This is a genomic window from Bacillus fungorum, assembly GCF_002746455.1.
Lineage (GTDB): Bacteria > Bacillota > Bacilli > Bacillales > Bacillaceae_G > Bacillus_A > Bacillus_A fungorum.
In genome coordinates, this window is the sequence record NZ_NWUW01000053.1 from 1 (window position 1) to 12,207 (window position 12,207).

A 12,207-nucleotide genomic window follows, 5' to 3' on the forward strand; every position below is an offset into this window, starting at 1 on the left:
AAATGAAACCCGTTAGGGTTTATTTCGTGTGCAAATCTTTAGGTTCCCTACACATAAATTTTATAAAAAAGAAACAACCTCTACTTTAATTGACGTTGTATGAGCTTAGCTTGATAGCGATGGGGTACCGCCACATCCCCATCAAGCTAAAGTTTTAATATACCTCCTAAATGAACATTTTCTTTTTCTATAGGTAGTTACTTTGAAAAGTCAGCTCATTTTTTCGTTTTGAGAGTGTTTATTTTTGTTTAGCTGATGGATATAGAGTACACCCCTAGGTTTAAAATAAATTTCCACTTAGAAACAAGTGATTTTAACAATGTTAGGAGTGTTTCATGCAGCACAATGTAATTTATATTGAATCGCAAAAAGAAAAATCACATTAGAAAAGAGCCGGAATTTCCCCTATTAAGAGTAAATCGAATCTTTAATATTTAAAAGATGGAAAAAAGAAACACAGAAGTAAAAAACTTCTGTGTTTCTTTTTAATTAATATATTTATTGAACTTTCCGGCACAGACGCTTCTTCTACCCTATTATAGAAGCTATTTTGAACGTAAGAAATTTGTAAGGAATGGGTAAGAAAAAAGAAATTTTTATTGTGTATGATAAAAATATAAAGAGTCGTGAATGGTGAAACAGATATAACTTATATATGAAAAACAAACCATTTAACAAGAGTGTTTTAAGGAAAAGAAGTAATTTCTGTGGTTAATATACATGTGAAAAAAGGGGGACTTGCCGTTTGTTAAGCAGAAAGACATTTGAAAAAATAATCATTATGAAGATGATTACAACTTCAATGTTGACCTTTTGTCATTGGTAAAGATGATAACTGCGTGGTTAGTATGAAACAGCAAGTAACCACCTATACAATATGAATAAAGGAGAGGAATGTCTGATGAAAACACGTAGTCAAATTACCTGTGCAAGTCTTGCCCTTTTAATAGCTGGAAGTTCCCTGTTATACACATCGCCAATCTCAATTGTAAAAGCAGAGCCCACTCAAAATGTATCTAGTTCGTCACAAACAAGTACGCAACGAGATCGTAATTCCGTTAAGCAAGCTATGCAGGATACATTACAGCTTGGATACCCGGGGATACTTGCTAAAACTTCTGAGGGTGGAAAAACGTGGGGTTATGCCGCTGGGAGAGCGGATCTGAGCGCCAAGAAACCAATGAAAACAGATTTTCGTTTTCGCATTGCCAGTGTGACAAAGACGTTCATCGCAACGGTTGTACTTCAATTAGCTGGAGAGAACCGCCTGAATCTAGATGACTCCATCGAAAAATGGTTGCCTGGCGTCATTCAAGGAAACGGATATGATGGTAACCAGATTACTATCCGGCAGATATTGAATCATACAAGTGGTATCGTTGAATACGCAAAGTCAGAAGAAGTTGATTTCTTTACGAATACAAATAAATCGTTTACCGCTGAAGAACTAGTGAAGATTGGACTTTCGATGCCCCCGGAATTTGCTCCAGGAAATGGCTGGTCCTACTCAAACACAGGATACGTATTACTGGGCATCCTTATTGAAAAAGTAACCGGAAACAGCTATGCGGAAGAGATTGAAAATCGGATTATTGAACCGCTTGAATTGTCGAATACATTCCTACCTGGTAATTCAAGCGTTATTCCAGGCACCAAGCATGCCCGTGGATATTTACAACCAGACGGAGCAAGTGAGCTAAAAGACGTTACTTATTATAACCCAAGTATAGCTAGCTCGGCTGGAGATATGATTTCTACTGCTGATGACTTAAACAAATTCTTCTCTTCCTTGCTTGGTGGCAAATTACTGAAAGAACAGCAACTAAAACAAATGCTTACTACAGTTCCTACAGGAATTACTGAAACCGGCCGATATGGTCTTGGAATCTATGAAACTAAGCTTCCAAACGGTGTCTCAATATGGGGACACTCAGGTGGCATTCCAGGATTTAGTACTTTTGCTGGAGGCACACTTGGAGGCAAGCATACAGTGGCTGTCAATTTGAACAACCTTAAAGCTGATAGTCCTGATCCTTTTAAAAATATTTTACTTGCTGAATTTGGCAAGTAGTAAAAAAGGAAAAAACGGATAAATTTTGTCATAGTTTTTATAGTTAAAAGTATATCTTTTTGGTGCAAAGTCTTCTAAACTAAGCTACTCTTTCACTTGTTTTCTTAGCTTGATGGGCATGGGGTACCGCCAACCAAATGACATAAAACCCACGCTAATATATTTTTTGGAAGTTGAATAACTGATTTTCCTACGTTAAGGATTTGTGAGATGAAAAAATCTACCTTTTCAGTTTTGCAAAAAAGGTAGCTGGGGTGTATCACTTCTAATTTATTGGAACTTGTAGCACGTAAAGTTCTTCTTCAACAACATCCATCTGAAGACGCAATGTTTTACATGCATCTTCTACAGCTTGATTATATACATGTGGTCCAATTTCTTTCATCATAAACTCCAATATATATTCAGCTTCAGTTGAACTTAAGTCTAGTTCGAATTTTTTATAAAAGAAATCCTCAAGACGTGCTTTTACCATCTCTTGATTCTCACGGGGTAATTTTTTTAATTTAGGCATTTAAATTCACTCCTATAAGTTAAGTCAATTGGGGGTACGGCAACCATTCCTTCTTTTTGGAGCCACTCACAAAAGTGGTCTTTTTTATATGTAGATTTGAAATAAAGTCATACCGTTTATAAAAACAGCTTGCCCAATTAATAATCACAAGCTGTTTTTTTTGTTCTAATTAATATAAAATTAAATTTTTAAAGTATGTTAGATTAATGGGACAGAAGGGTGTTTTTTCGAATGGATAAGCTACAACAAGTACTAGAAAAATTTACTTTGAATGTGTTAACAGGGGAGCTCTAAAGGTGTTTTCGTAAATAGAAAACACCTTTTATCTTCATAAATTTTGTTAATAAAAATAATTTATCGTTTATTTGGAATGATTAAAGAGTCCCACAACCAGAAAAAAAATCCGGCTGAGATTATATAAACATATAATAAAATTTGTGTAAAAAAAGTAATATTAAGTTCAAAATCAGAAACATTTATTGCAAAGAAAACAATCAAAGCAGCAAGTATATAAATAAATAAGGTTAAGATATTAAATCGCTTAGAAAAAATAGTATTGGAAAGCAATATTTGGACAGGGACAGCAAATATAGTAAAAGCACATGAGTAAGCTAAAGTATATATGGGTAACAAATTAAAGTTTGCTGCTGATAAAGAGTCACGGGATTCAACAATGATACTAATAACAGACATGGATACCCCGGACAGCAAGATTACTTTTAATCGTTGTAAAAACAACTAATTCTCCTCACTTCTTCATTAATTAATATTAGTTTTATAATCTACTTGAAATTACAAATAAACAACTAATATTTTTCACCATTTAGTTAAAGTCACTTGAACTTTGAATATATTATCTAAAAGTTTGAGATTTTCCTTTCGGAATACTTAATATTTCCCACTCTGAACCTTTTATTTGTTTACCAATATATAGAATTTGACCTAAATGATTGCTACAGTGCGCTATTTCAATTTGAATTGCTTCTAGGACGGTTAATGGGTTATTTCTAATTGTTATAATCTTTAGTAAGTCTTCTGTTTGTAATTCTTTAATTGTTTTAAATAAAAGAAACCATCCTTTTTCCCAAATTTCAATCAATTCTTTTTTTTCAATGACCGTATCAATAAATTCACCATCACGATCTCTATATTCTTTTTCGCCATCTGTTGTTAAAAAATTAGGCCATCTTGAATGCATGTTTCCACTTAGATGTTTTATAATGATTGCGATACTATTGGATTCACTGTTAGGACGCCAATGTAAATCTTGCTCTGTTAACTGATCTATAGCTTTCTCAACACGTTTTTTTATGTGCTCAAATTGAAAGATTGCTGTAGATAGAAACTTTTCTTCTACTGAACTCATAAAATTTTCCCCTTTCAGTTATAGTAGTCAATTTTATTGATAAGTAATTAATTTTTTCGGATTGTATCAATTAATAATGGTAATTCTTTCAAATCTTCAATTATGTATTCATCTGTGAATGGAGTTCCCCAAAACGCATCTTTCTTCCATATTGCATTCATTCCCGCATTTCGAGCCCCTATTACATCATTTTCTGGATGATCCCCTATGTATACACTTTCTTCAGGGGTAACGCCTAATCTTTCTAGAGCTCTCATAAAAATTTCAGCTTGAGGTTTTTTAATTCCCTCTTGTTCAGACACTAAAATAGTATCCATGTATTTCTCAATTCCTAAGGCGCGGATATTTAGAAGTTGAAATTCAGTCAATCCATTTGTAATCATACCTAATAACATGCCTTTATCTTTTAACTCTTTTAATACATGCTCCATGTTAGAAAAAGGAACACAGTGATGTTGAAAGTTGTTTATGTAATCCTCTAATAATTGCTCCCATGTTAAATCGGAAATAGAATGTTCGTGGAGTAATTGATGATATACTTTGTCCTTCCAAACGTATCCCCTATTATCTAACTCAATAAATCGAGATACATATTGTTCTTCAGGTATATGTTTTAGTTTATTGATATACCGCTTATATTGTTCTTTAATAAAGAATTTAAGTGAACTGTCTCTATCTAATAAAGTTCCATCTAAATCGAAGATAATTGCTTTAATCATGTATTCTCCCCCTTTTATCTTAATATAACATAAAAAGGTACTTTATCCTTTTTATAGATTTGTTGTCTTAAATTCATCAAGTTGGTACCTGGGTGTTTTTGCCCATCCCCCGAAAAGGGGGAATAAGACAAAATATACCAACTGGATAGATGTATCTAGACGAGATACATGTAAAAACGGTTCATATACTGGATTGTATTTACATGTACTTTTTTTATTAAATCACTAATTTACGATAAACAAAAAGCTAATTTTATATCCATGTATAAGATAGAATTAGCTTTTTTAAATGTTTTAAATTATGTAATTGCTCTTTTTGTGCTACTTAGTTTGAAAATAATAAGGAGCTGCTACCCCTTTTTTCAATAAATTTTGAACGCCATTAGGAAAGTAAAACATAATTTTTTCAGCTTCCTTTATGTTTATCCAACTAATATCAGTAATCTCATTTTGGTCTTGAATAGATATTTCTCCCCCTACTATTCTAGCTACAAAGGTAAAGATTACAGCATGTGCATGTGGAAAGAATTTTTCGTTAATAGCGAATATATTTTCAATTTCAACTTTTAACCCAGTTTCTTCAAATGTCTCACGAATAACAGCTTGTTCTAATGTTTCTCCAATTTCTCTTGCTCCTCCTGGAAGGCTCCATTCACTACCATTTTCACGTTTGTTTCCAACCATAAGAATTTTTTGATTTGTATCATCATAAATAAGCGCATATACTACATCGACTCGTTCCACGACTTCTCCTCCATTGAATAATTAAAATCTTTATAAATAGTACTCTAATAAAAAATCCTTGCTGCACATGAAGTTAAAGTACTTTAATTTCATTGAACTAAAAGCACCTGCAAGTTAAATAAGTTTTAGTTTAAAAGCTGAAGCCACTTATGTTCTGGTTCGTGTACTTCTAAAGCATATCGCAGCCATTTTTTCTTCTCATTATCAAGATAATCCTTTATAGCGATAAAGTCTTGATGGTCTTTTTCTCTTGTATTCTTCGCCTTGTATAAAAGTACAATTTCTGGATTTAGATATGGAATACCTGTTTTAGTAGTACTCCAAACGGAATTGAGTGGGTAAGAAATCCTAAAGTCTCTTCTGAATATCCAATCATTTTCTTTTGTTTCATTAAGAAGAATTTCTATTTTATCTCCGTTTAACATATTCAAAGCATGTATTTCGTGAATTGGCAAATCTAAAAATTCATTTTCCCAAGTATAGAACTTACCTTTAATTACCTTTTTGAACTCCCATTCATTAAGATAATCTTTCAGATATTGTTGGTCTTTTCGAAAAACCGCAAACTCTATATCTTTATGTTCTCTTGTTTCCTCACCAATAAAAAGGTCAATCGCCCATCCTCCAGCAATAAACCACGTTCTATCAAAGCTTGACATTAATGAATTGATACTCTGACATTGTTCAAATGGCATATAAATCCCCCCAAAAAAATTATCTAAAATCTATTCTCTTTTTGTAATCAAATTTCTTTTGTCGTCTTCAGCCATCATCCCCATTAGTCTAATTATAATAAAACAACATTATTATTTTTCAAAGAATTTTATTGCAAATCAAACTACTTTATTATCTCTGCAAACTCCTTCTGAAAATAAATTTTAAATAAATTTAAACCTTCTACTTTAGTGAATGAAAAGAAATTTATTGTTCATAAATAATTTCATCCTATGTACGGATTTCTCTCGAGGCGCTAGCACTCCTAAAAAAGAAAGAATCACTATACTTAGACAATTTTATACCATAGGGGTTTATCAAAATTAAAATAGTCATGATCCTGCAAAATAAAATCTATTCTTTCCAAAGCATCATCAAAGGATTGTTCGTCATATTCTTTAGTCCATACAATAGTAGAAAATATATTCATTGCTGCATAAAGAGCATATAGGCGCCAAAACGTATCGTCAGGTTCATTTGAAAAATAATTTTTAATTTGCCCAATACAATAAGGGATACTAAGTCTTCTGCTAAACAATGAAAGATTATAAAAATCATGATATGGATCCCCAAAATCATAACCATTAAAATCAATTACTCCATTGAAGACACTATTTAAAGTTATTATATGCCCCAGATGAAAATCATCATGGAGTAAAGTTATTGGTCTATGTTTAAGAAGGTGAAGATTACTCTCAATAAAATTGATTATTTTATGTTCTTTTGTAACATGAAAGCTATCCTTTTTATACTCATTTAAATAATATCTAAATTTCTTTGTTTGGACTTCTTCCCAGTTAATGCTTTTGTGAACATTTAGTTGATGTATTTTTCGCAACTCTTTTCCTGCCGCAAAACCTAAAGTCAATTGTTCAGTATCCGATAGGTCCGTTATTATTTCACTAGCAGGGTTTCCTTCAATATAGCTTAATACCATTACAGATAAATTTGCTTCATTTACTACAGTGTATTCAATTGCTTTATGAGTTTGTACATCATATTTTTCCAACTCTTTGAGTAATGAAAATTCAAAACTTCTCTTTTCATCGTATTTCAAGTCTGATAGACGTATAAAGTATTTGTTTTTTCCAATGGTAACCATGTATTTTTTATCTGGGGAGTATCCGTTTTCAATTATCTTTACAGATGAATACCCCTTAAGGCTGGATACACCGTCTATTACATCTTCAATTAAAAAATTCAATTTTCCTCATCTCTCTTTCAATAATTCAGAAGATAAAAAATACTATATAAATAGGATGCTGTCAAATTATCTTCTATAAATTTTGCTTGACTACATACAATCTTTCTTGTAACAAAAACGACCATTTTTGTTACGGTCATTATTAATAAACTTTTAGTCTAATTAACTTGCATACTGAGTGTAACAAAAATATGTAACAATATTATTTGTAACAATATCTCCATTTAATCGTTTTTGGTACAATAGTCGTTGAAGGGGATGATAAATATGAAGTTTGGTTATATGCGTGTTTCTACATTAGATCAAAATTTAGATCGTCAAAAGAAACAGCTTGAAGAATTTGGATGCGACCGTATTTTCTTCGAAAAAGTAACCGGTACAAAACGAAACCGGCCGGAATTAAATAGTATGCTGGAATTTCTTCGTCCAGAAGATACAGTCGTTGTAACCGATTTAACTCGATTATCACGTTCTACAAAAGATCTCATTGAAATTACGGAACAAATTTCTCAAAAAGGAGCACACTTGAAAAGTCTAAAGGAATCATGGCTTGATACAACAACAGCACATGGAAAAATGTTATTTACTATTTTCGCTGGTATTGCTCAATTTGAACGAGATTTAACTTCTGAACGGACAAAAGAAGGAATTGAGGCTGCAAGGAAACGAGGGAAACATCCTGGAAGACCAAAAACCGATGAGGAAAAGGTTGATTATGCTTTATATCTTATTAATCAAGGTATGAGCCGTACAGATGCCGCTGAGAAAGCTGGTATCTCGAGAATGACTTTGTACCGTAAGATGCAACAGTAAAGTACATATAGTTTTGATTTTAGTATAGTAGGAGGAATTACATTGACCTCAATTGAACGTACAGCCTATCCAAGGTTTAAACAAAACTTAACTCGAAAAGAACTGAAAGAGATTTATACCGTCACATATGCGGAGAACCAATTTGCCCATAGAGTAGCACGTGGAACTATTCCGGTCTTTAGCCTTTTAGTTATGCTAAAGTCTTTCCAACGACTAGGTTATTTTCCACGTCCAAAAGATATTCCATCTGTGATAATTCATCATATCCGTTCGAGTTTGCGTATATCAAATGAAACCGAACCAAACTTCCGAACAAAGTCCATATATCGACACCAGAAAGCAATTCGTGAGCATTTGCAAGTATTGCCCTTTGGGAAGGATGCTTTGCATATTGCTACTAATGCCATATATAAAGCATCTCAAGTGATGGATAACCCTGCTGACCTTATTAATGTTTCTATTGAAGAATTAATTAAGGAACGTTATGAATTACCAGCATTCAGTACACTAGATCGGCTTGCACGTCGAGTGAGAACGCTGGTTAATAATCGTCTTTGTAATACACTTCTCGCTCGTTTGTCTAATATAGATAAAGATAAACTCGATCAATCACTTCATACGTCAAAAGAAACTCAACATTCTGGTTATAATTATTTTAAAGAAGTTCCCAAAAGCCCTTCTATTACTCATATGAAAGATTTACAAAACAGACTTTCATTTATTACGTCTTTCCTTCCAAACATTCATGATTTATTAGAAGGCATTCCAAATTCTAAATTGAAGCACTTTGCTGCTGAAGCGAATTCTTTAGATGCTTCAGAAATAAAGGACTTCGCTCCCAAAAAAAGATATATGCTGTTGTTATCAACTATTTATCGGTCACAAATTACAACTAGGGATAACCTTGTAGAAATGTTTCTAAAAAGGATGGGAATCATTCATAAAAAAGGAAAAGAAGAACTTTCTCTTTTGAGGGAGCAACATCGTTCCATAAGTGAAAATCTTATTTCTGTACTGAGTGAAGTTTTAGAAACAACAGCTATGCATGATGATAATACACAAATTGGCAGCAAAATTACTGAGCTATTTGAAGCTAAAGGTGGTATAGAATTTTTAAAACAGGACTGTACAGCAATATCCTCATACAACGGAAATAATTATCTACCACTTTTAGAAAAATTCTATAAGAATCATAGAAAAACATTATTTCGGCTCATCACATTATTAGAAATTGACTCAACAACTCAAGACGATTCCCTCATAAATGCTCTGGAATTTTTATTAGAGAACGAAAACCGTAAGGTTGAACATCTACCTAGCGATATTGATTTATCATTCGCCAGTGAACAGTGGAAACATACAATTCGCGTTGAAAAAAGCACGAGTTTACTTTACCGTAAACGTCTTGAAATCTGTATATTTTCTTATTTAGCCTCTGAATTAAAGACGGGAGACCTTAGTGTAAAAGGTTCTGAGAAATATGCTGATTATAGACAACAATTACTTCCATGGGAAGAATGCCAACCGATGGTTGAAGATTATTGTAATGAACTAGAATTACCTTCCTCACCTACTGATTTTGTTAATCGGTTAAAAAGTTGGCTAACATCCGCTGCAAAAACTGTTGATCGAAACTATCCTAATAATGGACAAGTTATCATAACTGAAGATGGAGAACCAATCCTGAAACGTTTGGTACGAAAAGAGTCTTCTAAGAGTAGTAAAATGTTAGAAAAAGAAATTATACAACGACTACCGGAACGAACGATTCTCGATATACTTTGTAACGTTGAACACTGGACTCATTGTACAAGACATTTCGGCCCATTTTCAGGATCTGAACCTAAATTAGAGCATCCAATTGAACGTTATATTATTACTTCATTTGGATATGGCTGTAATTTAGGGCCAGCCCAAACCGCTAAACATATGCGAAATATAGTAACACCTCATATGATTTCTTTTGTGAATCGTAGACATATCAGTGCCCAAAAATTAGATGCCTCAATTCAAGACATTTTAAATCAATACAACCTCTTTAGCCTTCCAAAACTATGGGGGAGTGGAAAAACAGCCGCCGCTGATGGAACAAAATACGATTTATATGAAGAAAACTTACTGTCAGAATACCACATCAGATATGGGGGCTATGGAGGAATAGCTTATCATCATGTTTCGGATAATTATATTGCTTTATTTAGCCATTTTATCCCCTGTGGGGTTTGGGAAGCTGTTTATATTATTGATGGATTGCTAAAAAACAAGTCAGATATCCAACCCGATACGATTCATGCTGATACACAAGGTCAGTCTACTCCTGTCTTTGCACTTTCTTATCTATTAGGAATCAATTTAATGCCTAGAATTAGGAATTGGAAAGACTTAAAATTTTTTAGACCAAGCAAACATATTCAATATAAACATATAGATCCTTTATTTAGTGATGTAATCGATTGGAAGTTAATTGAGACTCATTGGCAAGATTTATTTCAAGTTGTTTTGTCTATAAAAGCTGGAAAGATACTACCCTCAACTCTTCTTAGAAAACTGAGAAGTAATAGTAAAAAGAATCGACTGTACCAAGCATTTCGAGAGCTAGGCAGAGTCATTCGAACGATATTTCTTCTTAGATATATCTCAGATATGAAATTAAGAGAGCAAATTACAGCTAGTACAAATAAAGTGGAAGCATATAATGGTTTTTCAAAGTGGTTATTCTTTGGTGGGGATGGGATTATTACTGAAAATGATCCAGTAGAACAAGAAAAACGTATTAAATATAATGATCTCGTTGCCAATGCAGTCATTTTTCAAAATGTCGTTGATATTACCATGATTTTATGGCAACTCAAAAGAGAAGGTTATCGATTCTCACGAGAAGATCTGGTGATGTTAAGTCCATATATGACGAAACATATAAAACGTTTTGGCGATTATGTAATTGATTTACAAAACATTCCACAACCAATAGAAGAGAATATACCTGTATAAAATATAAACGGGTCATAATGTGGAAATAAAAACCAGTTTATGACCCATTTTTACACGTATCTCGGCTGAACCCCTATTTGGTACACTCCTATATTAACTAATATTTAACAAAATTGTAACAATATTCTAACAAGTGGAATATTTGAATCATTTGGATAATATTGTATCTTTCTATATTTATACCATTTTAAATTTTTCATCTATCATCAAAACCACGCCAAAAGGTACACCTTAAGAAAAAGCATATTTTTTACAGCTCAAACCACTTCAAAAGGTATCAAAATCTTATTAAGACATACGTCATAAATATACCCACTTTTTGAGAGGGTGTTTGTTGCATAATTTCACGCTAAATGGCGGAGTATTTTTTCCTAAGAATGGGATACAACACAGAGAATCCCTTTATTGTGATGTTTATAATTTTTTATATTCATTCTGGTACATGAAATTATAAAAACTAAGTTATACCTTTACTTTTCTTTTGAAATTATTATAGCATTCTATATAAATATTATGTTATTATATAGATAGAAAATCTATTTCTATTGTTTATACTCTATTGTACGTAGCGTGAAGGACAAACCTTACGCCCAGTTAACTCGGGCGAGGTTTGTCCTTTTTTTATTTAAAGGAGGAATTTACTATGAAAAAAGTCTACAAAATTGGAGCAATTGTTACTACTTTATGTGTTGCTTGTATCGCAATCTTTACTTTAACTAAGAATGAATCAGTCAAAACAGAAACTATAACACCAGAAAAAACAATTGTATCTGCTGCAGATGTAAAAGGATCGCCTGAAAATATAAAAGATATTTCGAAGGAAGAATTAAAACAAAAAATACAATCTCATGAAGAGTTCATTGCGTATTACTATCAACCAACCTGCCATTTTTGTAAAAAGGCTGCGCCAGATATCAATAGCATGTCAAAAAAGCATGATAGAGCCATCTATCGTATTGATATCTCTACACCAGAAAATCAAAGCGCCTTTCAAGAGTTCGACATTCCAGGTACTCCAGTTGTTGTAGCTTATAACAGAGGTGAAGAAGTTGAACGTCTAGAAGGAGCAGT

General features: G+C 32.8%; 11 protein-coding genes. 4 read left to right on the plus strand and 7 right to left on the minus strand.

What is annotated here, in order from left to right; all coding sequences use genetic code 11:
• Positions 1-901: 901 nt before the first annotated feature.
• On the plus strand, positions 902-2,071 hold the full coding sequence (locus CO726_RS29270) for a serine hydrolase domain-containing protein (RefSeq protein ID WP_001995769.1): 1,170 nt from the start codon (positions 902-904) through the stop codon (positions 2,069-2,071).
• 265 nt (positions 2,072-2,336) lie between these two features.
• Here CO726_RS29270 and CO726_RS29275 read toward each other — a convergent pair whose 3' ends face one another.
• The 7 genes from CO726_RS29275 to CO726_RS29305 form a co-directional block, all read right to left on the minus strand.
• Entirely contained in the window at positions 2,337-2,585 is a 249-nt protein-coding gene (locus tag CO726_RS29275) for a DUF2164 domain-containing protein (protein WP_001996008.1), read from the minus strand.
• Between the two features lie 354 nt (positions 2,586-2,939).
• Positions 2,940-3,323: a UPF0715 family protein gene (locus CO726_RS29280; RefSeq protein ID WP_042516243.1), complete on the minus strand. Its 384-nt coding sequence runs from the start codon at positions 3,321-3,323 to the stop codon at positions 2,940-2,942.
• 115 nt (positions 3,324-3,438) lie between these two features.
• Positions 3,439-3,951, minus strand: a complete 513-nt coding sequence (locus tag CO726_RS29285) for a DUF1572 family protein (protein WP_001995883.1) — start codon at positions 3,949-3,951, stop codon at positions 3,439-3,441.
• Between the two features lie 47 nt (positions 3,952-3,998).
• Positions 3,999-4,670: an HAD family hydrolase gene (locus tag CO726_RS29290; protein WP_001995726.1), complete on the minus strand. Its 672-nt coding sequence runs from the start codon at positions 4,668-4,670 to the stop codon at positions 3,999-4,001.
• Positions 4,671-4,991: 321 nt separating this feature from the next.
• Positions 4,992-5,414 carry an NUDIX hydrolase gene (locus tag CO726_RS29295; protein WP_097919711.1) on the minus strand — a complete coding sequence of 141 codons (423 nt, stop codon included), beginning with the start codon at positions 5,412-5,414 and terminating at the stop codon, positions 4,992-4,994.
• A gap of 125 nt (positions 5,415-5,539) precedes the next feature.
• Positions 5,540-6,109 carry a nucleotidyltransferase domain-containing protein gene (locus tag CO726_RS29300; RefSeq protein ID WP_001995951.1) on the minus strand — a complete coding sequence of 190 codons (570 nt, stop codon included), beginning with the start codon at positions 6,107-6,109 and terminating at the stop codon, positions 5,540-5,542.
• Between the two features lie 308 nt (positions 6,110-6,417).
• Positions 6,418-7,332, minus strand: a complete 915-nt coding sequence (locus CO726_RS29305; protein WP_099686625.1) for an aminoglycoside phosphotransferase family protein — start codon at positions 7,330-7,332, stop codon at positions 6,418-6,420.
• Between the two features lie 267 nt (positions 7,333-7,599).
• Here CO726_RS29305 and CO726_RS29310 point away from each other — a divergent pair, with 267 nt between their 5' ends.
• The 3 genes from CO726_RS29310 to CO726_RS29320 form a co-directional block, all read left to right on the plus strand.
• Entirely contained in the window at positions 7,600-8,145 is a 546-nt protein-coding gene (locus CO726_RS29310; RefSeq protein ID WP_098290993.1) for a recombinase family protein, read from the plus strand.
• A 42-nt stretch (positions 8,146-8,187) separates the two neighbouring features.
• The gene (locus CO726_RS29315) at positions 8,188-11,136 is read left to right on the plus strand and encodes a Tn3 family transposase (RefSeq protein WP_099686626.1); all 2,949 of its coding nucleotides are present in this window, start codon (positions 8,188-8,190) and stop codon (positions 11,134-11,136) included.
• Positions 11,137-11,779: 643 nt separating this feature from the next.
• On the plus strand, positions 11,780-12,207 hold a 428-nt coding region (locus tag CO726_RS29320; RefSeq protein ID WP_099686627.1), incomplete at its 3' end, for a thioredoxin family protein.